The sequence below is a fragment of the Streptomyces sp. NBC_01622 genome (assembly GCF_045209635.1).
Lineage (GTDB): Bacteria > Actinomycetota > Actinomycetes > Streptomycetales > Streptomycetaceae > Streptomyces.
On the sequence record NZ_CP109293.1, the window covers coordinates 7,087,991 to 7,112,281 of the forward strand.

Sequence of the window (24,291 nt, forward strand, 5' to 3'; positions counted from 1 at the left end):
GACCGGGTACGTCAAAGGGCCCCTCGCTCTCGCGAAGGGCCCTTCACAGGTGCGCCGCCAGGGACTCGAACCCCGGACCCGCTGATTAAGAGTCAGCTGCTCTAACCAACTGAGCTAGCGGCGCCTGCTGACGTCGTAGACCTTAGCATCCTGATCGGCGGGAGGAAAAATCGATATGTGCACGGTCGCGCGGGCGGCGCGCACGGCTGCCCAGAGCAGGATTTCCGCGCCGGGGAGCCAGGGCCGGCGGGTGTCGGGAGCGACCAGCCAGCGGGAGTCGAACGGCGTCCGATCGGCCGCGCCGACCAGTGCCGGGACGGTCACCGCGTCGCCCTTGCCGTGGCACAGCAGCGGCGGGACCGACCCCGTACGACCGCGCTCCGCGTCAGCCGCGCCCCACTCCTCCCAGCCCAGCAGTGAGGGCAGCCGCTGAGCCGTCCCGGGGGTGGCGAACAGGAGCATCCGGCCCCGGTGCGTCGCGACCGGCCCGGAGCCGGGACCCTCGTCCCATAAGCGGTCGACCATACGGCGGCCGAAGATGGCCGGAGCGTTCACCACGTCGAAGGCGGAGCCGCAGGGCAGGACGACCGGGGCGTCCGGCCGCTCCCGCCACAGGGCGAGCGTGCTACGCGGATACGTTCCTGCCGAGGCGAGCCAGGCGGCACCGTCCGGTGTCACGCCCGAGATGTCGAAGCGGTCGGCGAAGGGGTCGTCCTGCGTGCGGCTCATGGCGAACAGATCTACCGGCCGTGAGCGCGCGCTCTCCGAGGGTTGCCCGAAATCGGGACAGGAGGGGGCGGGAGGGAGTATCTTGCCCACCGGGCATATGCCAATAGCTGTGCCGAAAACTCCCTCGCCCCTCGGGTCACACCGGGTCTACGGCCCCGCTGTCCCGCCCCTCGGTGCCGCGCAGCAGATCCCGCCCGAACTCGACCATCTTCTTCGCGTAGTCCTCGGTCCACCCGGCCCGCTCGGCGATGTCCGCCGGCGTCAGCCGGTCGAACCGGCGCGGGTCGGCGAGCTGGGCCGCCGCGATCGCCTGGAACTCCACCGCGCGGTCCGTCGCGGCGCGGAACGCGTGCGTCAGCTCCGTCGCCCGCGCCAGCAGCGCGCGCGGGTCGTCCATCGACTCCAGGTCGAAGAAGTGCTCCGGGTCCTCGGCCGCCTGCGCGGGCTCGAAGAGCAGGGGCGCGGGGCGTAGCCGCGATTCGTTGCGACGCGGCGTGTGCTCCGCCATGTCTTCTCCTCCTCGTACGTCATGGATGACCCGCCTCACGAGCCGGACCACCGTCCATTGTCTCCCGACCGCGCAAGAGGCCCCGGGCATACCACCGGGGCACGGTCCCGGAACCCTCAAGCCTCCCGGACCCCGCGATGTTCCCCGAGGTGCACCGGCACCGCGTGATTGGCTGCCCAGCCGTCAGGGTCTCCACACCACCCGGTGTTCTGCCAGATGCGCCAGCACCGCGTGGTTCGCCTCCCACCCGTCCGGGCTGTATCCATGGGCCGCCTCCGGCGGCGTGCCGGACTCCGTCCGGCGGGAGGCGGCCGGGCGTCCGCCGGCCCGGCGTTGGAACGCCGGTTCATGGTCTCCAGCGCACCCGGTGTTCTGCCAGGTGTGCGAGCACCGCGTGGTTCGCCTCCCACCCGTCCGGGCTGTATCCATGGGCCGCCTCCGGCGGCGTGCCGGACTCCGTCCGGCGGGAGGCGGCCGGGCGTCCGCCGGCCCGGCGTTGGAACGCCGGTTCATGGTCTCCAGCGCACCCGGTGTTCTGCCAGGTGTGCGAGCACCGCGTGGTTCGCCTCCCACCCGTCCGGGCTGTATCCATGGGCCGCCTCCGGCGGCGTGCCGGACTCCGTCCGGCGGGAGGCGGCCGGGTGCCCGCCGGCCCGGCGTTGGAACGCCGGTTCATGGTCTCCAGCGCACCCGGTGTTCTGCCAGGTGTGCGAGCACCGCGTGGTTCGCCTCCCACCCGTCCGGGAACTTCACCGTCACCCCCAGCTGCACTGGTTCCGTCGACGGGTGGTCGTCCAGCAGTTCGCTCACCCCGGCGCGGCAGACCACGATGCAGGCGTGCCGGTGGCGGGAGGCGAGGACGCAGAGGCGGCCCGTCTCCAGGTGGAAGGCGGTGGCGTCGGGGCGGCCGGAGAGGGGGTGGAGGACCACCGTGACGTCGAACTCCCGCCCCTGGAGCCGGTTCGCCGTGTCCACCGTCACGTCCGTGACGCCCAGCTCCGCCAGCGCCGCGCGGACCGCCGCCGCCTGGTCCCGGTGCGCGGTGCCGACCGCGATCCGGTCGGCGGTCAGGGGGGTGGGGTCGGGTGAGCGCTCCGACGTGGCCGCGCCGCCCCGGTCCAGCAGCCGTCGTACGACCGTCGCCACCGCCCGTACCGCCTCCGGGTCCGTGCGGGGCGTGTGGCGGGCGGGGAGTTCGAGCAGGCCCCAGCCCGACTCCGCCGCCTCGTCGATCACCCGGTCCGGGCCCGAACCGTCCGACGGGATGCCGAAGTTGAGCCGCCGGTCGCCGTGGCCGGTGCCGCTGCGGAAACGGGTGTACGGGTAGAACGCGTTCGACACCAGGGGTGCTGCTGACGCCGGGAGACGCCAGGACACCGGCAGGCGGTGCTGCGGCAGTTCGGGGTTGTGCGCGAGCAGGGTCGTCACCGCCGAGGCCGAGGGGTCGTACGACAGGCCCGCCCACTGTTCCGCGCCGACGATCGCGAACGGGTCCAACTGCCCCGGATCGCCCACGAACAGCGCCCGCTCGAACAGCCCGGCCACGGCCAGCAGCGAGTCCGAGCGCATCTGGTACGCCTCGTCGACGATCGCGTGCCGCCACGGCTCGTCAACTTTGACGTGTGCCCACTTGGCCGCCGTCGAGATGACGACCGGGAGCCCGGCCAGCTCACCCGCCTTCGCCGACTTCCTTACGTTGGGCAGGTCGTCCAGCGCCTTGTCGTACGGGTCCGCGTCACTGCTGTGGAGGCGGCCCACGGGCAGCTCGCCGTTCTTCTCGGCGAGCCGCATGACGAGGTCGTCGACCTGGGCGTTGGTCTGCGCGACCACCATCAACGGGCGCCCCGCGTCGGCCAGTTCGAGCGCCGCGCGGACGACGAGCGTGGACTTGCCGGCGCCGGGCGGGGAGTCGACGACGACTCCGCGCGCGGTGCCGTGCAGGGTGTCGCGCAGGATCGCGTCGGTGGCCCGGCCTGCCTCGGCACCGGGGTCGAAGGTGATGTCCGGGGTCACAGGACGTCCTCCTCGGTCACCGGGTCCGCCGACTCCTGGACAGCGGTCTCCTCGCCCGGCGGGCCGCCGTGCGTCCACGGTGTCTCCTCCGGGTCGGGCAGTTTCGCGCCGCCGCGCTGCTCGTGCTCGAAGAGCGTGAAGCAGATCCGGTCGCCCTTCTCCGGCACGGAACCGGTCTCCGGCTCCTTGCCCCGGCCCATCTTGTCGACGACCCGGAGCACGACGAGGGCACCTTCCTCCTCGTGGCCCACGAACTCCGCGGACTGCGGCTTGCCGCCCAGCGACCGGAACACCTTGACCCGCTCCCCGAGATGGGGCCGGTCGTCCGTGCGCACGGTCACCAGCGGGCGCGGACGGGGGCTCTTGCCCTCGCTGTACGCCATGACGACATCCGTGACCTCGCCCGCGAAGGCCTCCCCGGCGAGCCGCCGCCCGGCCATCACCAGTGGGTCGTCCAGGGCCTCCTGGGCGTCCAGACGGGCCTGTTCGCGCTCGCGCGTGGCGAGCTTGTTGGCCGCTGTCACCGCGTCGTCGCGGCGCGGCTGCGGCGGCTCACCGGCCACGATCCGGTCGCGGTGACCGGTGAACGACCAGCGGTCGCGCGTCCACCGGTCGACGGCGTGCGCGCCCTCGGGCAGCGCCCGCAGCAGGTCGAGCCCGCGCCACACCGCGTCCCAGGTGGGGCGGGTGCGGCTCTCGACGAGGGCCCTGATCTCCCGCTCGGCGGCGGTGAGTTCACCGAGCCGGTCGTCGGCCTCCATGCCGTCCTCGGCGGCGGCGAGGGCGGTGCGGGCGCGGTCGTAGCGCTCGATGGCGGGGGCGAGCAGCTTGTTGTCGAACGCCGGGTCCGTGGCCGGGCCCGCGGGCGGGCACACCAACTGACCCTGCGCGTCCCGCCGCAGCTCCGCGTCGAGCGCGGCCTCGGCACCGGAGACACCGGCCGGTGGGTCGATCCAGGCGAGCAGCGCGCCCAGGTGCTGATCCTCCAGGCTGGACTGACCGGTCGCCCAGTGCCGGCCGAGTACCTCGGTGAGCGCGAGCAGCAGCGCGGAGCCGGGCACCCGGGCCCGCTCCCCGAAGTGGGTCAGCCAGCGCCCGAGCAACGGCACGTGCGGGGGCGCGGGATGCGGGGTCTCCGGGTCCTGCTCGGCCGTACGGCGAAAGCGCATCGAGCGGCCGAGCAGCCGGACCAGCTCGATGCCCGCGCGGCTCGGCACGATCAACTGCGGGGCGTCCGCGCACAGTTCGACCTCGACCTTGACCCGCTTGCCGGTCTCCGGATCGGCCTCGTTGCGCTCGGCGGCCTCCACGTCGTCGGCGAACGTGTCGATGTACGGCAGGACCACGTCCGCGAGTTCGGCCAGGAACGCGAACCTGAGGTCACGGTCGCGCGGCTGCGGTACGACGAGCAGGCGCGGCGCGTCCCGGTCCGTACCGACGAGGGCACCGAGGGGTGCGCCGGCCTCACCGGCGGTGGTGAGCGGCACCAGGACGAGGGGGCGCTCGGACAGGTGCCGGTGGCGGACGGTGGCGGCGGGCTGGGCGCGGCCGGTGCGAACGGCCTCCAGGCGGGCGAGAGTTGAGATCAGCGACATGGGGCGCCCTCCGGCCGGGCGTCGTCCAGCACTCCCTGTCGGCTTTGCGGCTCCTCCGGGTGGTACACCAGCGCCTCGGCCCGCAACTCGGCTGCTCTCCGCAGTGCCGCCACCGCCGGGTCGTCCGGGTCGCCGGCCTCGCCGTGGGCCGCCGCCAGGACCTCGTCGATCGTGGTCAGGTCGCCCAACTCGGCGCGCAGGGAGCGGCCCAGAGCGGTGACCGCGCCAAACGCGCGGGAGCGGTCGCGGCAGTGGAAGGCCAGCTCGCAGGCGGCCAGGCACTCGGGGGCGTAGGCCGCCGGTACCGACTCGACGGCGGCGGTGAGCTCGGCGGTTGGGCGGTCGGGGGCGAAGCAGGTGCCCTCGGGGAGGGTGTCGGCGATGTCCTCGATGCGGGTGAGCCGGGCCAGTTGGCGACTGGTGACCGCGCGCTGCTTGCGGACGTCGACGGCGGACGCGGTGGGCAGGTTCGAGAAGTCCTTCGGGCAGACGAGCAGCACGCGGGTGTGTACCCGGGGGACAGGATCGAGGCGTCCGGCGACCTCTTCCAGGGCCAGCACATAGACCGCCGACTGGCGGGCCGCCGCGCCGACCTTCGCCGGGTCCGCCGAACCGTCCAGCATCGGGAAGGACTTGATCTCCACGACCGTCCAGCTGCCGTCGGGGTGCACGACCACCGCGTCCGGCTCCAGGAAGGCCGGGGAGCCCGCCACGTCCAGAGCGAGCATCGGGTGGTCCAGCAGCGTCCAGGCGGCGGCCTCGGTGGCCTCCCGCAGTGCGAGCGCCGTACGCGCCGCGCGCCCCTCGGGGCCGATCGCCGACAGCTCGGGCACCCGCGCGCGGGTCGGCGGTTCGGCGCCCGCGTCCAGCTTCTCGTGCACCAGCCGCAGCAGCTCCGCGCCGCCGTCCGCCTTCACCCGGGCCTCGAACGCGTTGCCCCGCATGAAGGCGAACTGGGACTGCCCGAAGGCGGACGGCGAGCCGAGCGCGTCGGCCAGCACCGCCTTGTTCACCCCCGCGCCGTCCAGGATCGCCCGTCGCTCGCAGCCCGGGTTCGCGGCCAGGGCCGCGAGGGCGCGCGCGTCCAGCGCCTTGGCCGGGACGTCAGGGCCGCGCAGCTCAGCGAGCCGGTGCCGGAGCGCCGTCCCCCGCGTCCGTGGGGGAGGCACCCGGCTCGGCTCCGGTACCGAGCTGTGACTCGCGCTGCCGTGGAATTCGCTCACCCGGGGAAGTCTGGCATCCACCACTGACAATTGAGGTTTCTGTGCCGAGAGAGGCGCCACGGGAGCGGGCCGCGACGAGTGAGCCGCGCCCCTCGAACCGCGTCCTGATCCGGTCCGCGCCCTTCATGACCTGCGGCGCCAGCAGGAACCCGAGCCCCATCACGACCACACCCGCGACCGCGTCGAGGAGGTAGTGGTTCGCGGTGCCCATGACCACGATCGCCGTCAGCAGCGGATAGGCGACGCCGACGGCCTTGGTGAGCCGCGTGCCGCCGTAGCGCCACAGCATGACTCCGCACCACAGCGCCCAGCCGCAGTGCAGGCTCGGCATCGCCGCGTACTGGTTCGTCATGCCGCCCAGGCCGCGCGGCGCGCTCGCGTCGCCGCCCCACCAGCCGTACGAGCTGTACTTGGCCATCGTGTCGACGAAGCCGTAGTCCGGGGAGAGGAGCCGGGGCGGGCAGGTCGGGAGCAGGGTGAAGCCGATCAGGCCGATGAACGTGGACGTCATCAGCCAGGTGCGGGCCGCGCGGTAGACCTGTGCACGTGACCGGAACAGCCAGATCAGGATCGCGGGCGTGATCAGGTAGTGCAGCGACGCGTACCAGAAGTCGGCCGGTATGCCGAGCCAGGACTCGCGCGTGAACAGCCGGTTGAGCGGGTGCTCGGCGTTGATGTGCAGGAACTTCTCGACGCGCAGGATCGCCAGACCGTGGTCCACGGCGCTGGCCGTGTCGCCCCTGGCCAGCAGGCGGCCCACCGAGTACGAGGCGTACACCATGAGGATCAGCGGCAGCTCGGTCCACCAGCGCAGCCGGCTTCGCCGGTCCGCCTCGATGCCTGGTGTCTCGGTCTGCGGCATCCGATCGCCCTCCCCCTTCTGTCCTGGTGCGGTGCCCGGTGCTCCGGCTTCCCGGTTGCTCGGTCGGGACACTTTACGGCGTATGCGCGCGCCCCGTTTCGGGCGCCCCCGGACCTCAAAGACGCAGAGATCGCCCCCCGGGTTGCCCTTCCCCAGGGTGCGCGATGATGGAATGAGCCGCCTCTGGTTATCTCCCGGAAAGGTCCCCCATGGCACCGCGCATCCTGCTGGCCCGGCACGGACAGACGGCATGGTCGCTGTCCGGGAAGCACACCGGCAGGACCGACGTCCCGCTCCTCGAAGAGGGCCGGCGCGGCGCCAAGGTGCTCGGCGAGCGACTGCACCGCTCCCCGCTGGACGGCCTCCCCGGGGTCGAGGTGCGCACCAGCCCGCTGGCACGCGCGCGTGAGACCTGCGAACTCGCCGGCTTCGGCGACCGCGCCACCGACTGGGACACCCTCATGGAGTGGGACTACGGCGCCTACGAGGGCCTCACCCCGCAGGAGATAGCGGCCCTGCGGCCGGGCTGGCTGATCTGGCGCGACGGCGTCCCCTCAGGGGAGACCCTCGCGGAAGTGACCGCCCGCGCGGACGAGGTCGTCGCCTGGGCACGCGCCGAGGACCGTGACGTCCTGGTGTTCGCACACGGCCACATCCTCCGGTCGATCGGCGCCCGCTGGCTGGGCCTGCCGATCGACTTCGCGGCCCGCATCCGCCTCAACCCGACGTCCCTGTCAGTACTCGGCTGGGCCTATGACGAACCGGCGATCGAGAGCTGGAACGACCTGGGGCACCTGGTCGCCTGAAAGCTCCTGCGCCTAGGCCGCTGTCCTGGGCGGGCTGGAATGCCTCTCCAGGAACGTCGACACCCCCGAAGCGCGCCGGTGGGGCAACAGCACCCGCGCAGTCCCGGCCAGCATCGTCTGAATCCGCGACGACTGCACCAGGTCCAACAGATCAAGCACCCGCATCCCCGCAGTCGCCGCCTCGTCGGGACGGCCTCCCCGCGCGAGATCGTCGGCAAGCTCGGCCGTGTACAGCGCGATGTTCCGCGTGAAGTGCGGATCCTGGAGCTGGGCTGCACGCCGAGCGTGGCGTGCCGCCCGCGGCCAGTCGCCCAGCGTCGACCAGCACTGCGCCTCAAGACCCTCCAACTCCGCCTCTCCGTAGAAGCTCATCCACTCGGGGTCGGCCTCCGAGTGGCCCCGCTCGTAGAGGGCCTGCGCGCGCGCCAGCGCCTGTTCGCAGCCGGTGCGGTCGGCGAGCCCCGCCCAGCCGCCCGCCTCGCGCAGCGCGAGCAGCGACATCAGGCGGGCCGAGCCCAGGGGGCGGGCGACGCGCTGCGCGGCTTGTGCGGCGCGCACCGCCTCGCGCGGGCGTCCGGCGTCCCGCGCGAGGAACGCCGTATTGCAGAAGGCGTGTGCCTCAAGGCCCGCGTCGCCGGTCACCCGGGCCGTGGCGAGGGCTTCCGCGTAGTGGGAGCGGGCGTCGTCGAAGCGGCCGGAGTCGTGGGCCAGCCAGCCCACGGAGATGGCGAGTTCGCCGGCTCCGGAGTGCAGTCGCTCGGCGACGGACTGCCGGGTGGTGCCCGCGTCGAGCAGGGCGTAGGCGGCGCGCAGCGGGGCCGCCGCGCGCCGGTAGAGGCCGTCGGCGCCGTGTCGGTCGTCGAGCAGCCGGATTCTGCGGACGGCCTCTTCCAGGGCGCCCGCCTCGCTCGTCCCGGGACGGCGGGCGGCACGTTCCGCTGCCACGGCGTCCAATGTGAGCCCCAGTGGGCCCAGCGTGCCGGCGGCCACCGTGACGGTGCCGCCCCTCATGAATGCGCGACGCAGCACGTCGCTCTCCTCGTGGTTCTCGTGGTTCTCGTGGTTCTCGTACGGGTCCTGTGTGTCATACGGCTCGTACGCCTCCTGCGTCTCATCCGGCCCACCCGTCTCGCCCGGGGTGTATCCCGGGCTCGTGGGGTGTGCGGGGGGCGTGTCCTCCGCGGTGCGCGCCCCGCGTCCGCGTACGGACGAGCGGGGCGCGAAGCCGAGATCGGCGAGCGTGCGGCCGGGGAACATGTGCAGGAACACCCGTTCGTACGCGTAGTTGGGGCAACGGATCTCACCGGCCTCGACGCGGCCGACATAGCGCGCGTCGCAGCTGACCCGCTCGCCGATCTCGCGGGCGGACCGGCGTACGGCCGCGGCGAACTCCGCCGGTGAGCGCTGTCCGCGCAGCCGCCGGAAGGCGAGATTGGGTCTCGGTGGTTGGGGGAACTGGGGCAGGGGCACCGTTGACGACGCCATGGCCGGGTCCTCTCGTGCGAACCGTCGAACCATGCCGGATTCAGGGTGACTTGTGTGAGTGACGCCCTGTTTCCAGCGGGCAAGAACGTACCTGCTGTGCACGACCCGCCACGCAGGGTTTGGCTACAAACCGGATATCTCATCCGGGATCTGCCATGAACTGCCATCCTTTGCGGCGGACTTGTGCCGTAGCCGTTGACGCTTCGACGCGTTGAACTCCATGGATCCGGGAGCCACCCGACTCCCGACCCGCTCGTCCAAGGAGGGGTTCCGTGGTGGAGACCGGCATGGAGACCAGTCAGAGCGTCGATCCTCGAATGCCGAGCGCTGAGTGCAGTGCGCCACCGTTCGCGGACTCCGCCTGCGATCTGGTGACCGTGCCGACGCGGCAGGGCCTGGAGGCCGTTGACATCCTGCGGCGCGGCGCGTGCGACGGGGTCGGGCCCGTGCTGCACGACGACGGCGACGGCACCCTCGGCTTCCTGGTCCCGCCGGGCACGGCGGCGGCCTGGGACGTCCCTGGCAGCACCTGCACGGGGACCCACGGCCGGGGCCTGCGCCTCGCCCCCGACCCCGAACCCCCGGTCGAGGGCTCCGACTGGCTGCTGCCCCCCGGCGGCGCGGACCTCGCGACCGACCCTGCGGTCCTGCGGGCCGCGCTGGGCGAGGCGGCCCGGTTGATCGAGGCGGCGGACGGCTGTCGGTGAGCGCCACGCGCTGAGGCCGGACGCGCCGGACCACCGCCGCACGCCGATAATGGGCCAATGGGAAAGTCCAGGAACACCCGGCGAGGTGGTGCCGGCTCCGCCGAAGCCGTCGTCGAGGCCGTCGACGGTGGGCTCGCCGAGCTGATACCCGACCGGGACCGTGCGCGGGCCTGGACCCTGTTGATCGACGGGGCGCCGCAGTCCTACGTCGACCTCGACGACCCGGCGTATCTGTCCTTCGAGTACCAGCGCCGCCTCGGCCACGTCATCGACCTCGCCGCACCGGCCGGGAAGCCGATCCAGGCCGTGCACCTCGGCGGTGGCGCCCTCACGCTCGCCCGGTATGTCGCCGCCACCCGTCCCCGGTCCACCCAGCAAGTCGTCGAGTTCGACGCGGCGCTTGTCCAACTGGTCCGCCGTGAGCTGCCGTTGGACCCGAACGCGCGGATCAGGGTGCGCTCCACCGACGCCCGCGCGGGACTCGCGAAACTGCCCGAGGGTTGGGCGGACCTCGTCGTCGCGGACGTCTTCAGCGGCGCCCGTACGCCCGCCCACCTCACCTCCACCGAGTTCCTCGACGAGGTGCGCCGGGCGCTCAGGCCGGGCGGGATCTACGCCGCCAACCTCGCCGACGGACCCCCGCTCGCGCATCTGCGCGGCCAGATCGCCACCGTGGCCGCCAGGTTCACGGAACTCGCGCTGATCGCCGACCCGACCGTGCTGCGCGGCAAACGGTTCGGCAACGCCGTCCTGGTCGCCTCCGACCACCCGCTGCCGCTCGCCGAACTGACCCGGCGCGCCGCCTCCGACCCGCACCCCGGCCGGCTCCAACACGGCCGCGAACTCACCGACTTCACGGGCGGCGCCGTACCGGTGACGGACGCCGCGGCGGTCGCCTCACCGGCACCGCCCCCGTCCGTGTTCCGCTGAGTTCGAAAATCCGGCCCAACCGGTCAGAAGTCCAACCCCCGTGCCAGCAGCGGCAGATGGCGCTGGTACAGCTCCGCCAGGTCCTCCTGTCCGTCACCCTCCACCCAGTGCCGTACGAGCGTCGTGAACACGGCGATGATGGCCGCCGCCGCGCACTTGATCTCCAGGTCGGTCGCGGCGCGGCCGGTGCGTTCGGCGATGATCGCGGCGATCGCCTCCTCGCTGCGCTGCTGTTCGACGACGTTGCGGGCCCGGATCGCGGCGTCGGTGAAGGTGATGCGGGTGCGCAGGAGCAGGTCCTCGCGGTCCTGGTCCAGCATCTGACCCAGCGGCCCCTTCAGGGAGTTGAGGATCGCGTCCACGATCGGCTCGCCGGCGGGACGCGCGCGGAGGGCCTCGGCGAGCGCGGGGTCGTACTCGTCCTGGATGACCACGTCCTCCTTGGTGGGGAAGTACCGGAAGAACGTGCTCGGCGAGACCTCCGCCGCGTCCGCGATCTGGTCGACCGTGGTCGTCTCGTACCCGTGCTCGGCGAAGAGGCGGTAGGCCTCACGGCGGATGCGCTCGCGGGTCTGCCGCTTCTTGCGCTCGCGCAGGCCGAGGGGGGCGGCGGAGGTCTCGTGCGTCGTCATGCCACCGATTCTGCGTGTTCCCGCCGGGACCGGGCCACCGTCCGGGAGCAGGTGGTGCGGCCGGGCAGGAAGAGCAGGGCCAGCACCGCGGCGAGCAGGGAGATCGAGCCGCAGGCGGTCAGCACCAGGTTCATGCCGTGCACGAAGGCTTCGTGGGCGGAGCTCGCGAGGCCCGTGTCGTGCAGCTGCCTGGCCACCTCGTCGGCGCCGGAGACCGAGTCGCGGGCCGTGTGCGCCGCCTGCGCCGGGAGGCCGTCGGTGCGGACGCGGGCGAGATAGCCGTAGCCGAGGAGGCTGCCCAGGCCGGCCACGCCCAGGACGCCGCCGAGCTGCTGCACGGTCTCCAGGAGGCTGGTGCCCGAACCTGTGTTGTCGGTGGGCAGCGAGCCCATCACCAGGCTGGTCGCGGGGACGACGGCGAGTCCGAAGCCGAGGCCGGTGAGGGAGAGCCACAGCGCGGTGAAGCCGTAGCCGGTCGAGCCGTCCGAGGTCGCGCCGAGCAGGGCGCCGGCGGCGAGCACGGACAGGCCGAACGGGATGACCGTACGGACGCCGAGCCGCGGCACCAGGGGCTCGCTCGCCGCGGCCGCCGCCATCAGGCCCCCGATCAGAGGCAGTACGCGCAGTCCGGTGCCGAAGGAGTCGTTGCCGAGGACCGCCTCCAGGTACTGCGGGACGACGAACAGGATGCCCATCACCGCGAAGTTGACGAAGACGGCGATCAGGGTGCCCCACAGGAAGCGGCGGTCGGCGAAGAGCCCCAGGTCGACGATCGGGTGCGGGTGGCGGCGCTCGCGCACCACGAAGGCGGTCAGGAGTACGGCCGCGGCGGTGAGCGGGACGGCCACGCGCGCGTGCGTCCAGCCGAGCTGCGGGATGAGGATCGTGCCGTAGACGAGAGCCGTGATGCCGAGGCCGCCCAGGAGGGTGCCGAGGGTGTCGAAGGCGGGGGTCTCACGCGCGCGGGTCTTGTCGCGGGGGAGCAGCCAGATGCCTGCCGTCAGGGCGAGGGCGGCCACGGGGAGGTTGAAGAGGAAGATCGAGCCCCACCAGAAGTGGTTCAGGAGCCAGCCGCCGACCAGGGGGCCGACCGGCATTCCGAGCGCGGTGGCGGCGGTCCAGACGGCGATGGCCCGGGGCAGTTCCTCCTTGGCGAACACGCGCGGCAGGATCGCCATGGAGAGCGGGGTGATCGCGGCGGCGCCGAGGCCGAGGACCGCGCGGGCCGCGACGACCTGCGCCGTCGAGGAGGCCAGCGCCCCGCCGAGCGAGGCGAGTCCGAAGAGCGCGATGCCGGAGAGCAGCAGGCGTTTGTGGCCGTAGCGGTCGCCCAGCAGGCCGACCGGGAGCATCGCCACGGACAGGGTCAGCAGATAGCCGCCGCCGATCCACTGCAACTGGGCGCTGTCGGCGTGGAGTTGGCCCGCGATGGTCGGCAGGGCGACGTTGATGACGGTCCCGTCGAGGCCGACGATCAGCACGCTCAGGGTGAGCGCGGCGAGCGCGAGCCAGCGGCGGGGGGACGAGGACAGAGGGGGCGGTGCGGACATGCGGACCTCCCAGAAGGTAGCAACCTAATGAGAGGCTACTTCCAAATGGGAGTCAACTGTCAATATGTAGTTGGCTTTCACTTTCTGGTCCGTCTGGCCCGGGCCGCCCGGGCGCTAGTAGTTCCCCACATCCACCCGCGGCGCCCCGTCGTGCCACGTACAGATCACCGACACCTTGCCCGTGCCCTTGGTGAACTCCACCCGGAGCCACGAGTCCGTCTTCCACACCTGCATCGACCAGCCCGTACCCGGTGTGGCCGACACGAGCGACACATAGGCCGGCGCGAAGTCGAGTTCGAGCACCACCCGCCCGCCGTCGGTGTCGTAGCTCTTGACCTGGCCGGAGGTGGAGACGGAGGGGGACGGGCTCGCCGTAGCCGTCTCCGTGGGGGTCGGGCTCGGGCTGCGGGTCGGTGTCGGGGTGCTCGACGGGCTCGGGACCGATTCGGCCCGAACCGTCGGTTCGGCGGGCGGTGTCGCCTCCTGCGCGGTCGCGCCGGCCGCCGTGATGGGCAGGGCGCGCGGCGGGTCGTAGGCCGTGCCCGTCATGACCGTGTGGACGCCCCACCAGGACAGCGTGACCGCCGCGCCGGTGGCGAGCGACCAGGCCAGCACGTGCATGAATCCGTTGACGAGTCCTCTGGGCATCGCGGCCATACTGCCTCACGCGCCCCACGGGTGTCGCGGCGATGGCCATGGCTTTGTCCACGGGCGGGAGTTGTCCACAGGCCCGGATGCGGGTCGCCCGCATGGCGTACGGTGCGGCGCATGGCAAGTGTGCTCGTGGTCGAGGACGACCAGTTCGTACGCTCGGCCCTCATCCGGCATCTGACCGACGCCGCACACACGGTGCGCAGTGTCGGTACGGCACTTGAGGCGCTGCGCGAGGTCGCCCATTTCCGTTTCGACGTGGTCATCCTGGACCTCGGACTGCCCGACCTGGACGGGTCCGAGGCCCTGAAGATGCTGCGCGGGATCACGGATGTCCCTGTGATCATCGCCACCGCGCGGGACGACGAGACGGAGATCGTCCGCCTGTTGAACGCGGGCGCGGACGACTACCTCACCAAGCCCTTCTCGGTCGACCATCTGTCCGCCCGCATGTCCGCTGTTCTACGACGCTCCCGTGCCGCCACCGGCGAGGCACCCTCGTCCTCGGTCCTCCGCGTCGGCGGTCTCACTGTCGACCCGCTGCGCCGCCAGGCCGACCTGGACGGCGTCCGACTCGACCTCACCCGCCGCGAGTTCGACCTCCTCGCCTTCCTGGCCGGCCGGCCCGGTGTGGTCGTCCCGCGCAAGGAACTCCTCGCCGAGGTGTGGCAGCAGTCCTACGGCGACGACCAGACCATCGACGTCCATCTGTCCTGGCTGCGCCGGAAGTTGGGGGAGACGGCGGCCCGGCCGCGTTATCTGCACACCCTGCGGGGTGTCGGCGTGAAGCTGGAGCCACCGGGAGCGGAGCCGCTGCGATGAGGTGGGCACTGGTCAGGGTCTGTCTGGCGATCGCGGCGATGGTCGTCGTCGCCTTCGCGGTGCCGCTGGGCCTGGTCATCAAGGAGATGGCCCGCGACCGCGCCTTCTCGAACGCGGAGCGGGAGGCAGCCGCCGTCGCTCCCGCGCTGTCCATCACCACCGACCGGGACCAGCTGGAGAAGGTCGTCGCCTCGGCGGGCACGGACTCCGGGATGGCCGTCCACATACCGGCGGGGGAGGGGAAAGCCGCCCTCGACATCGGGCGGCAGCGCGCCGCAGGCAAGGACATCGCGACCGTAAGGAAGTTGGGCCGCGCCTCCACCACCGAGGTGCCCGGCGGCTCCACCCTGCTGCAGCCGGTCGCGCTCAACTCCGGCGAGATATCCGTCGTCGAGGTGTTCGTCCCGGAGTCGGAGGTCAGCAACGGCGTCGGTACGGCCTGGGCGGTGCTCGCCGGGGTCGGCATCGCGCTGATCGTCGGTTCCGTAGCGGTCGCCGACCGGCTGGGCGTACGGATGGTGCAGCCCGCGCAGCGCCTGGTCGAGGGCGCGCACGAACTGGGAGAGGGAAAGCTGGGGGCGCGGGTGCCCGAGGAGGGGCCGACCGAACTGCGGCTGGCGGCAGTCGCGTTCAACTCCATGGCCGACCAGGTCGTACAACTGCTGGCGAACGAAAGGGAGTTGGCGGCCGATCTGTCGCACCGCCTCCGCACGCCGCTCACCGTGCTGCGGCTCAACGCGGCGTCGCTAGGGGACGGTCCGGCCGCCGAGCAGACGCGGACCGCCGTCGCGCAGCTGGAGCGGGAGGTCGACACGATCATCCGGACCGCGCGGGAGGCCAAGCCGCAGACCGTGGCGGCCGGGCCCGGCGCCGGGTGCGACGCGGCCGAGGTGGTGCGCGAGCGGATGCGGTTCTGGTCCGCGCTCGCCGAGGACGAGGGCCGCAAGGTGCGGGTGGCCGGGGTGGAGCGGCCGGTGCGGATACCCGTGGCCCGCGCCGACCTGGTCGCCGCCCTCGACGCCCTGCTGGGCAATGTGTTCCGGCACACGCCCGAGGGCACGGCCTTCGCGGTCGACGTGCACAACAGCGAGGACGCGGTGATCATGCTCGTCTCGGACGCGGGCTCCGGCATACGCGACCCCGAGGCGGCGATGGCCCGCGGGCGCGGCTCCGGCAGCGACGGGTCGACCGGGCTCGGCCTGGACATCGTGCGCAGGCTTGCCGAGTCGACGGGCGGGGACGTCCGCATCGGCTCCTCGATGCTCGGCGGCACGGAGGTGCGGATCTGGATCCAGCTGGACGGGCGCGAGCCGGAGCGCAAGGGGCATCGAGGGGCCGTACGACGGCGCCGGCGCGGGAGATTGGTCTCTACCTTTAACCGTTCCCGATCCCTCCCTTAAGCGCGCCCTAAGATCGCCAACCCCCGCCCGGATCAGGCGCTTTGCCCGATTCCGGATCGCTAGCGTGCTGCCGCACCCACCCCCCAGGCGGACAGCGAAAGCAGGCACGCGATGAGCACCCACCGGCGCAGGATCAGCAACAGGAACAAGGTGATCGGCGGAGCGGTCGCCGCGGCGGTGGTCGGCGGCGGCGCGATCCTGCTGACCGGCGTGGCCCAGGCGGCGAGCGTCGGCGCGGCCTACACCAGGACCAGCGAGTGGTCGACGGGGTACACCGCGCAGTACGTCGTCACGAACACCACCGGCGCCACGAAGAAGGACTGGACGCTGGAGTTCGACCTGCCGTCCGGTTCGAAGCTGAGCTCGCTGTGGAACGCCGAGTCGAGTGCGAGCGGGCAGCACGTCACCGTGAAGCCGCCGAAGTGGGACACGGACGGGCTCGCGGCCGGCGAGTCGGTCACAGTCGGCTTCGTGGTCAACGGCACGGGCCAGCCGACGAGTTGTCTCATCGACAACGCCAAGTGTTCGGCCGACGGCACCGCGACCCCCGAGCCGACCGGCCGCCCGACGGCCTCGTCGCCGACGCCCACACCGACCGCCACGCCCACCGCCACCGCCAAGCCGACCCCCACTCCCACGCCGACCCCCACCGCCTCGCCGTCTCAAAGCACCGGCACGACGGCCGCCGGAGGCTTCGCCCCCTACGTCGACACCTCCCTCTACCCGGCCTTCGACCTGCTCGGGAACGTCACCGCGACCGGCGTGAAGAACTACAACCTCGCCTTCATCACCGACGGCGGCGGCTGCACCCCCAAGTGGGGTGGGGTGACGGACCTCGCGAGCGACGGCGTGGCCTCCCAGATCGGCGCGCTGCGTGCCAAGGGCGGCGACGTGCGGGTCTCCTTCGGCGGTGCGTCCGGCTCCGAGCTGGCGACGACGTGCGGTTCGGCGAGCGCGCTGGCGACGGCCTACGGCAAGGTCGTGGACGCGTATGGCCTCACCAAGGTCGACTTCGACATCGAGGGCGGCGCGCTGCCCAACACGGCGGCGAACACGATCCGCGCCCAGGCGATAGCCAAGCTCCAGCAGCAGCACCCGAACCTGGACGTCTCCTACACCCTCCCGGTGATGCCCGAGGGCCTCACCCAGGACGGTGTGAACCTGCTCTCCAACGCCACGTCCAACGGCGTGAAAATCGGCACGGTCAACATCATGGCGATGGACTACGGACCGGCCTACAGCGGAGATATGGGAACGTACTCAGAGCAAGCGGCTACCGCTACTCAGGCCCAAGTCAAGAGTGTTCTCGGGCTCTCTGAAAGCGCTGCATGGAAAGCGGTTTCTGTCACTCCGATGATCGGCGTGAATGACGTGTCATCGGAGGTCTTCAAGGTCGACGACGCGACCCAGCTCGTCGCTTTCGCCAAGGCGAAGGGGCTCGGCGGTATCTCGATGTGGTCCGCGACCCGCGACAAGCAGTGCGCAGGCGGGGTCAAGCCCACCGCCGACGCGACCTGCAGTTCGATCGCGCAGGCCCCGTCCGCCTTCTCCAAGGCCTTCTCCGCCTTGCAGTAGTCGCCCCACGTGCCCCGGGAGCCCCTCGCGGCTCCCGCGGCCCCAGTCGCCCCGTAGCGGACGTATGGCCACTCGGCTGTACGTCCGCTTCTCTTGCTCGTGCGTGTCGATTACGTTTCGACAAATGAAGGCGGCGGGTGTTGACGCATGACCAGACATGGGACTGTTATTACGCCACCGTGTTTGGTCGCGTTGGTTTCTGGTCGGTTACGACGACCTGGGGCATGGCGCATTCCGGCCGAACCCTGTCCGTCAGGAGCCGTACATGCCCGACTTCTCCCTCCCCGCCGCGAGCCGCCGTTCCGTCCTGCGCGGCATAGGCGGCGCCGCCGTGCTCGGAGCCGGTATACCCCTGCTGAGCGCCTGTGGCAGCAGCACCGGCTCGTCCGACTCGAAGACCGTCACGCTCGGTTCCAACGCGTCCGACGCCGTGCCGAAGAAGGCGTTCGCGAGCGTCTACGCGGACTTCAAGAAGACCTCCGGCATTACCGTCAAGGTCAACACGAAGGACCACAACACCTTCCAGGAGCAGATCAACTCCTACCTCCAGGGCACGCCGGACGACGTGTTCAACTGGTTCGCCGGGTACCGGATGCAGTTCTTCGCGGCCAAGAAGCTCGCCACCCCGATCGACGACGTGTGGGCGAAGATCGGGGACAACTTCCCCGACGCCATGAAGAAGCTCAGCAAGGGCGAGGACGGCAAGTACTACTTCGTGCCGCTGACCACGTACCCGTGGGCGATCTTCTACCGCAAGAGCGTCTTCACGGCGAAGGGCTACACCGTCCCGACCACCTGGGACCAGCTGGTCGCCCTCTGCAAGCAGATGAAGAAGGACGGCCTGGTCCCGATCGCCTTCGGCGACAAGGACCAGTGGCCGGCGATGGGCACCTTCGACCAGATCAACTTCCGCCTCAACGGCTACGACTTCCACAAGGCGCTGATGGCGGGCACCGAGTCGTGGACCGACCCCAAGGTCAAGGCGGTCTTCGACCACTGGTCCGAGCTGCTCCCGTACCACCAGGAGGGCTTCATGGGCCGCACCTGGCAGGACGCGGCACAGGGCATCGTGTCGAAGAAGTCCGGCATGTACCTGCTGGGCTCCTTCGTGGCGCAGCAGTTCACCAACAAGGCCGACCTCGACGACCTCGACTTCTTCGCCTTCCCGGAGATCAACTCCGCGTACGGCCAGGACACCGTCGAGGCGCCCACCGACGGCTTCATGGTCAGCAAGGCCCCGAAGAACCACGACGGTGTCGTGAAGCTCATGGAGTACCTGGGCAGCCCGGCGGCCGAGGAGCTGTACCTCAAGACCGACCCGAGCGTGGTGGCCGCCTCCAGCAAGGCCTCCACCGCCGCGTACTCGCCGCTGCAGAAGAAGGCGTTCGACATGATCGGCGCCGCCAAGAGCCTCACCCAGTTCATGGACCGTGATTCCCGTCCGGACTTCACCTCGACGGTGATGCAGCCCGGACTGCAGAAGTTCCTCCAGAACCCCAAGGGCGTCGACAGTCTGCTGTCCTCGATCGAGCGCCAGAAGAAGACGATCTTCGCCTCCTCATGATCTCCGAGACGACTACGACGAGCCCGGAGGCGGAAGCCGTTCCGCCTCCGGGCCCCGCGCCTGCCAAGAAGCGGGTCCCGAAGGGCGCCAAGCGCCTGCTGACCCGCCGTGACCGCATCACGCTCGCCTTCATGGCGGGCGTGCCGACGGTCCTGCACGTGGCCCTTGTCTGGGTCACCGCCCTCGCCTCGATCGCCCTGGCCTTCACCAGCTGGGACGGCATCGGCTTCGGCTCGATCAAGTGGGTCGGGCTGGACAACTTCCGCCAGTTGTTCGCCGACAACCCGCAGTTCTGGCCCGCCCTTGAGCACAACATCATCTGGTTCGTCGTGCTCATCCTGCTGCCGACGCCCTTCGGCCTGTTCCTGGCCGTGCAGCTGGACAAGAAGATCCGCTTCAGCCGCGTCTACCAGACCGCGTTCTTCCTGCCGGTCGTGATGTCGCTGGCGGTCACCGGATTTGTCTGGCAGCTGATCTACAACCCGGACACCGGCCTGATCAACAGCCTCATCGGGGCCAACAAGCCAGGCCACTACATCGACTGGATCGGCGACCCCAAGCTCAACCTGTGGGCCGTCCTGATCGCCGCCTCCTGGCGGCACGCCGGCTACATGATGATCCTTTACCTGGCCGGTCTGAAGGGCGTCGACCCGTCCCTGCGGGAAGCCTCCGCACTGGACGGCGCGAACGAGTGGCAGACGTTCAAGAACGTCATCTTCCCGACGCTGCGCCCCACCAACACGGTCGTCCTGGTCGTCACGATCATCGAGTCGCTGCGCGCCTTCGACCTGGTCTTCGTCTTCAACAAGGGCGCCCAGGGCACCGAGCTGCTGTCGATCCTGATCACCAACAACATCATCGGCGAGTCCAGCCGGATCGGTTACGGGTCGGCGATCGCCGTCGTCCTGCTGGTCATCTCCCTCGCGGTCATCATTCCGTACCTGATCGCGACCTTCCGGAAGGAGCGGCGCGCATGACCACCACCACCGCCGCGCTCGGCGTGAAGCAGCGCACCCCGCTCCGCCCCGCCCGGGTCCTGCTGCACACGTTCCTCGTCGTCACCTCGCTGGCCTGGCTCGCCCCGCTGCTGTGGGCAGTCTACGCGGCCCTGCGCCCGTACGCGGAGACCAGCAACAAGGGTTACGTCTCCTGGCCGGACACGCTGAACTTCGACAACTTCAAGAACGCGTTCCAGCAGTCCGACATGACGCACTACTTCGTCAACACACTGATCATCGCGGTCCCGGCCGTGCTGCTCACGCTGCTGCTGGCGTCGATGGTCGCGTTCTACGTCAGCCGGTTCGACTTCCGCTTCAACATCGCCCTGCTGCTGGTCTTCACGGCCGGCAACCTGCTGCCGCAGCAGGTCATCATCACCCCGCTGTACCGCCTGTACCTGCTGATCGACCTGCCGGGCATCACGATGAGCGGCAAGCTCTACGACTCCGCGCTGGGCCTCGTCCTCATCCATGTGGCGTTCCAGTCCGGCTTCTGCGCCTTCGTGCTCAGCAACTACATGCGGATGCTGCCGACCGAGCTGACCGAGGCGGCCCTGGTGGACGGCGCGTCCGTGTGGCGCCAGTACTGGCAGATCGTGCTGCCGCTGTGCAAGCCGGCGATGGCGGCCCTGGCCACCCTGCTCTCCATCTGGATCTACAACGACTTCTTCTGGGCGATCGTGCTGATCTCGACCGGCGAGAACATGCCGATCACCTCCGCCCTGAACAACCTCTCCGGCCAGTACTTCACCGACCCCAACCTGGTCGCGGCCGGCGCCCTGCTCACCGCGATCCCGACCCTGATCGTGTACTTCGCGCTCCAGCGCCAGTTCGTCAGCGGTCTCACGCTGGGCGCCAACAAGGGCTGACGCCCTTCCCCTTGAAAGAGAACCACCGTGCACGACCACCCCTTCACCGCGCTCGCCTCCGTCCCCGTGAATCCGCGCACCGCCCGGGTCCACGAGGAGGGCTGGCAGTCCTGGAGCCCGAGCGGCGCCTACTCCTTGGGCGCGAGGCCGTACCGGCCGGCCAACGCCAACTGGGCGACGGTGTGCTACCGCCCAGGCGCCACCGTCCCCGCCGAAGTCTTCCAGGGCGAGGGTCTGCTCGCCCTCGACCCCGGCGACGGCTCACCGGCCCGCCTGTGGGCGGCGGTCGACCCCACCGGATCGGTCCCGTCGATCCGGCTGTCGGTACGGGAGGGGGTGGCGGAGATCGCCGCCGACGGCCCGGTGAAGGAGTGGACGGGCACCACCATCCAGTCCGTGCTGGGGGACTGGGCCGACAGCCTGGCCCTGCCGTCCCCCCGCCCCGCGCCCACGGTCTGGTGCTCCTGGTACGAGTACTTCACCGCCGTCACCGAGGACGACATCCACGAGAACCTCCGCGCGATGGACACCCTCGACCTCCCGATAGACGTCGTCCAGATCGACGACGGCTACCAGAGGGCCCTGGGCGACTGGCTGACCCTGTCCGGCCGCTTCCGCTCACGGGCCGGCACAGCCGACACGATCCGCGCGCGTGGCCGCAGGGCGGGTATCTGGACGGCCCCCTTCCTGGTGGACCCTGCGAGCGACCTGGCCGCCGAACACCCCGAGTGGCTGGTGCGCGACCCGGCGGGCGGCTTCGCCCACGCCGGCCGCAACTGGGGCCACGACCTCTGCGTCCTGGACCCCACCCACCCCGGCGCGGCGGCGTACCTGACCGAGGTCTACGCCACCCTCCGCACCGAGGGCTACGACTACTTCAAGGCCGACTTCCTCTACGCCGGCGCCCTGGACGGCCTACGCCACAAGGGAGTTGACGCCATCGAGGCCTACCGGGCCGGGATCGCGCTGATCCGCGAGGCGATCGGCCCGGACGCCTACCTGCTGGGGTGCGGCGCGCCGATCCTCCCCTCCCTCGGCCTGTTCGACGCGATGCGGATCAGCCCCGACACGGCACCGCACCGCCGCCCCGAGGCCGACGACTACTCCCAACCCGGCCAGGATTCCGCCGAGTTCACGGGATTCGCCCGCCAGTGGCAGCACGGCCGCCTCTGGACCAACGACCCCGACTGCCTGATGGCCCGCCCGGCCGTGGAGACCCGCGAACGCTGGGCGGCCCATGTGGAGGCCACCGGCGGCCTGATGGCGTCGAGCGACCGCCTGCTGTCGCTCGACCAATGGGGCGTGGCGACAACTCGCCGCCTGTTGACGGGAGTTGCACGATGACCATCGCATACGGCGGCGACTACAACCCCGAGCAGTGGCCCGAGGAGGTCTGGGCCGAGGACATGCGCCTGATGCGCGAGGCCGGGGTGACCATGGTCAGCGTCGGCATCTTCTCGTGGGCACTGCTGGAACCGGCCGAGGGCGTCTACGACTTCACCCTCCTGGACAAGGTCCTGGGCCTGCTCCAACAGCACGGCATCAAGGCCGACCTGGCGACCCCGACGGCGGCACCCCCGGCCTGGTTCTTCCGCGCCCACCCGGAGGCGCTGCCGGTGGACCGGGACGGCCGGAGACTGTCGTACGGCAGCCGCCAGACGTTCTGCCCCTCAAGCCCCGCGTACCGTACGGCGGCCCTGCGCATCGCGGGCGAACTGGCCCGCCGCTACGCCGCCCACCCGGCGGTCGCGATGTGGCACATCCACAACGAGTACGGCTGCCACAACCCGGCCTGCTACTGCGACGAGAGCGCCGAGGCGTTCCGGGTGTGGCTGCGCGCGAAGTACGGCGACAGCCTGCCGGCGCTGAACGACGCCTGGGGCACGGCCTTCTGGAGCCAGTGGTACTACGACTGGGCGGAGGTCCTGCCCCCGCGCGCGACGGGCGCGGTCCCGAACCCGGCCCACCAGCTGGACTGGCGCCGCTTCTGCAGCGACGCGCTCCTGTCGCTGTACAAGGCGGAACGGGACGTACTGCGGGAGTCGGCCCCGACGATCCCCGCCACCACCAACTTCATGGTGATGTTCAACTTCGACGCGCTGGACTACTGGCGCTGGGCACCGGAGTTGGACGTGGTGTCGAACGACCACTACCTCCGCTCCACGGACCCGGAGTCGGAGATCGACATCGCGATGAGCGGCGACCTGGTCCGCTCGCTGGCGGGCGGCCGGCCCTGGCTGCTGATGGAGCACTCGACCGGCGCGGTGAACTGGCAGCCGGTCAACAGGGCGAAGAACCCAGGTGAGTTGAGACGCAACGCGCTCGCCCATGTCGCGCACGGCGCGGACGGCATCGCCTACTTCCAGTGGCGGGCGGCGAAGGCGGGCGCCGAACAGTGGCACTCGGCGATGCTGCCGCACGCGGGGACGGACAGCGCGATCTGGCGGGACGTGGTCCAACTGGGCGCGGACCTGCGGGCGTTGGCGGAGGTGCGGGGCAGCACGGGCAAGGCGTCGGTCGCGGTGGTGTGGGACTGGAACGCCCGCTGGGCCCTGGAACTCCCGTCCCAGCCCAGCGAGGAGGTCCGCTACCTGGACCAAGTCCGCTCCTGGTACGAGCCGTTGTGGCGATCGGGTATCGCGGTGGACTTCGTCCGCCCGGACGCGGACCTGTCGCCGTACCGCCTGGTCCTGGCCCCCAGCCTGTACCTGGTGGACGACGCAGGCGCGGCCAACCTCTCCGGCTTCGCGTCGTCTGGCGGCACGCTCGCGGTGGGCTTCCACAGCGGGGCCGTGGACGAGAACTGCCATGTGCGGCTGGGGGGTTACCCCGGGGCGTTGCGGGAGACGCTGGGCGTGCGGTCGGACGAGTTGTTCCCACTCCTGCCGGGCGAGTCGCTGGGGCTGAGCGGTGGTGGTACGGCGTCCCTGTGGTCGGAGCGGGTGGCACTGACGGGCGGCGCCGAGGCGGTGACGTCGTACACGGAGGGTCCGCTGGCCGGTGTCCCGGCGGTGACGCGGAACGCGTACGGCACGGGCACGACCTGGTACCTGGCCACGCACCCCGACCCGGCGACCCTCGCAGGCCTCCTGGACCTCATCCGCCGCGAGGCGGGAGTGGAGCCGGTACGGGTGACGCCGGAGGGCGTGGAGGCGGTACTGCGGCGCGGCGCGGACGCGGACTATCTGTTCCTCATCGACCACGCGGGGCGGGGTGCGGAGGTGCGGGTCGCGGAGGACGCGGTCGAACTGCTCTCCGGGGAGCGGGTGTTGGGCGGCTCGGTGAGTGTTCCGCCGGGCGGTGTGGTGGTGGTCCGGGAGCAGAACGGACGGTCACTTCCGTGAGCGACGACAAAGCCTCATGCTCGTACGA

Annotated in this window: 21 protein-coding genes and 1 tRNA gene; 11 read left to right on the forward strand and 11 right to left on the reverse strand. The window is 71.1% G+C overall.

The features are described from left to right. Window positions 1-50: 50 nt before the first annotated feature. The 7 genes from OH768_RS32730 to OH768_RS32760 all read right to left on the reverse strand — a co-directional run bounded on the left by OH768_RS32730 (window position 51) and on the right by OH768_RS32760 (window position 6,930). Window positions 51-124 (reverse strand) — tRNA-Lys (locus OH768_RS32730). After that, window positions 115-729, reverse strand: coding sequence for a bifunctional DNA primase/polymerase (locus OH768_RS32735; protein WP_406459547.1), 615 nt, complete (start codon window positions 727-729; stop codon window positions 115-117). Before OH768_RS32735 ends, OH768_RS32730 begins: the two co-directional genes overlap by 10 nt. 136 nt (window positions 730-865) lie before the next feature. Continuing rightward, entirely contained in the window at window positions 866-1,237 is a 372-nt protein-coding gene (locus OH768_RS32740) for a hypothetical protein (RefSeq protein ID WP_359607811.1), read from the reverse strand. A gap of 672 nt (window positions 1,238-1,909) precedes the next feature. Further along, window positions 1,910-3,250 (reverse strand): AAA domain-containing protein, encoded by a 1,341-nt coding sequence (locus OH768_RS32745; protein ID WP_406459548.1) that lies wholly within the window; start codon window positions 3,248-3,250, stop codon window positions 1,910-1,912. Then, window positions 3,247-4,845, reverse strand: coding sequence for a hypothetical protein (locus tag OH768_RS32750; RefSeq protein ID WP_406459549.1), 1,599 nt, complete (start codon window positions 4,843-4,845; stop codon window positions 3,247-3,249). The genes OH768_RS32745 and OH768_RS32750 overlap by 4 nt, the downstream gene beginning before the upstream one ends. Continuing rightward, window positions 4,836-6,014, reverse strand: a complete 1,179-nt coding sequence (locus tag OH768_RS32755; protein WP_406459551.1) for a hypothetical protein — start codon at window positions 6,012-6,014, stop codon at window positions 4,836-4,838. Before OH768_RS32755 ends, OH768_RS32750 begins: the two co-directional genes overlap by 10 nt. Then, complete coding sequence (locus tag OH768_RS32760; protein WP_406459552.1) at window positions 5,965-6,930, reverse strand: phosphatase PAP2 family protein; 966 nt, start codon at window positions 6,928-6,930, stop codon at window positions 5,965-5,967. The genes OH768_RS32755 and OH768_RS32760 overlap by 50 nt, the downstream gene beginning before the upstream one ends. 209 nt (window positions 6,931-7,139) lie before the next feature. On the opposite strand from OH768_RS32760, the gene OH768_RS32765 reads away from it, so the two are divergent. Beyond that, window positions 7,140-7,736 (forward strand): histidine phosphatase family protein, encoded by a 597-nt coding sequence (locus OH768_RS32765; RefSeq protein ID WP_406459554.1) that lies wholly within the window; start codon window positions 7,140-7,142, stop codon window positions 7,734-7,736. 12 nt (window positions 7,737-7,748) lie between these two features. Here the strand turns inward: OH768_RS32765 and OH768_RS32770 are convergent, their stop codons facing one another. Beyond that, window positions 7,749-9,221, reverse strand: a complete 1,473-nt coding sequence (locus tag OH768_RS32770) for a hypothetical protein (protein ID WP_406459555.1) — start codon at window positions 9,219-9,221, stop codon at window positions 7,749-7,751. A 272-nt stretch (window positions 9,222-9,493) separates the two neighbouring features. Here OH768_RS32770 and OH768_RS32775 point away from each other — a divergent pair, with 272 nt between their 5' ends. Continuing rightward, on the forward strand, window positions 9,494-9,928 hold the full coding sequence (locus OH768_RS32775) for a hypothetical protein (protein ID WP_406459556.1): 435 nt from the start codon (window positions 9,494-9,496) through the stop codon (window positions 9,926-9,928). 57 nt (window positions 9,929-9,985) lie between these two features. After that, window positions 9,986-10,858 carry a spermidine synthase gene (locus OH768_RS32780; RefSeq protein ID WP_406459557.1) on the forward strand — a complete coding sequence of 291 codons (873 nt, stop codon included), beginning with the start codon at window positions 9,986-9,988 and terminating at the stop codon, window positions 10,856-10,858. A gap of 23 nt (window positions 10,859-10,881) precedes the next feature. On the opposite strand, the gene OH768_RS32785 is transcribed toward OH768_RS32780, so the two are convergent. The 3 genes from OH768_RS32785 to OH768_RS32795 all read right to left on the reverse strand — a co-directional run bounded on the left by OH768_RS32785 (window position 10,882) and on the right by OH768_RS32795 (window position 13,697). Continuing rightward, window positions 10,882-11,490 carry a TetR family transcriptional regulator gene (locus OH768_RS32785; RefSeq protein ID WP_406459558.1) on the reverse strand — a complete coding sequence of 203 codons (609 nt, stop codon included), beginning with the start codon at window positions 11,488-11,490 and terminating at the stop codon, window positions 10,882-10,884. Continuing rightward, on the reverse strand, window positions 11,487-13,040 hold the full coding sequence (locus OH768_RS32790; RefSeq protein ID WP_406459559.1) for an MFS transporter: 1,554 nt from the start codon (window positions 13,038-13,040) through the stop codon (window positions 11,487-11,489). The genes OH768_RS32785 and OH768_RS32790 overlap by 4 nt, the downstream gene beginning before the upstream one ends. A gap of 114 nt (window positions 13,041-13,154) precedes the next feature. Further along, window positions 13,155-13,697: a hypothetical protein gene (locus OH768_RS32795; protein ID WP_406459560.1), complete on the reverse strand. Its 543-nt coding sequence runs from the start codon at window positions 13,695-13,697 to the stop codon at window positions 13,155-13,157. Window positions 13,698-13,808: 111 nt separating this feature from the next. On the opposite strand from OH768_RS32795, the gene OH768_RS32800 reads away from it, so the two are divergent. The 8 genes from OH768_RS32800 to OH768_RS32835 all read left to right on the forward strand — a co-directional run bounded on the left by OH768_RS32800 (window position 13,809) and on the right by OH768_RS32835 (window position 24,263). Further along, entirely contained in the window at window positions 13,809-14,513 is a 705-nt protein-coding gene (locus tag OH768_RS32800; protein ID WP_406459561.1) for a response regulator transcription factor, read from the forward strand. Further along, window positions 14,510-15,913: an ATP-binding protein gene (locus tag OH768_RS32805; RefSeq protein WP_406459562.1), complete on the forward strand. Its 1,404-nt coding sequence runs from the start codon at window positions 14,510-14,512 to the stop codon at window positions 15,911-15,913. The genes OH768_RS32800 and OH768_RS32805 overlap by 4 nt, the downstream gene beginning before the upstream one ends. Before the next feature lie 111 nt (window positions 15,914-16,024). Further along, entirely contained in the window at window positions 16,025-17,488 is a 1,464-nt protein-coding gene (locus OH768_RS32810) for a cellulose binding domain-containing protein (RefSeq protein WP_406459563.1), read from the forward strand. A gap of 265 nt (window positions 17,489-17,753) precedes the next feature. Beyond that, a complete protein-coding gene (locus tag OH768_RS32815) occupies window positions 17,754-19,052 on the forward strand; it encodes an ABC transporter substrate-binding protein (protein ID WP_406459565.1) in 1,299 nt (432 codons plus the stop codon). Beyond that, a complete protein-coding gene (locus OH768_RS32820) occupies window positions 19,049-20,029 on the forward strand; it encodes a carbohydrate ABC transporter permease (RefSeq protein WP_406459567.1) in 981 nt (326 codons plus the stop codon). Before OH768_RS32815 ends, OH768_RS32820 begins: the two co-directional genes overlap by 4 nt. Continuing rightward, a complete protein-coding gene (locus OH768_RS32825; RefSeq protein WP_406459568.1) occupies window positions 20,026-20,919 on the forward strand; it encodes a carbohydrate ABC transporter permease in 894 nt (297 codons plus the stop codon). Before OH768_RS32820 ends, OH768_RS32825 begins: the two co-directional genes overlap by 4 nt. Window positions 20,920-20,946: 27 nt before the next feature. Beyond that, on the forward strand, window positions 20,947-22,263 hold the full coding sequence (locus OH768_RS32830) for a glycoside hydrolase family 36 protein (RefSeq protein WP_406459570.1): 1,317 nt from the start codon (window positions 20,947-20,949) through the stop codon (window positions 22,261-22,263). After that, window positions 22,260-24,263, forward strand: coding sequence for a beta-galactosidase (locus tag OH768_RS32835; RefSeq protein ID WP_406459571.1), 2,004 nt, complete (start codon window positions 22,260-22,262; stop codon window positions 24,261-24,263). The genes OH768_RS32830 and OH768_RS32835 overlap by 4 nt, the downstream gene beginning before the upstream one ends. Window positions 24,264-24,291: the final 28 nt, after the last annotated feature.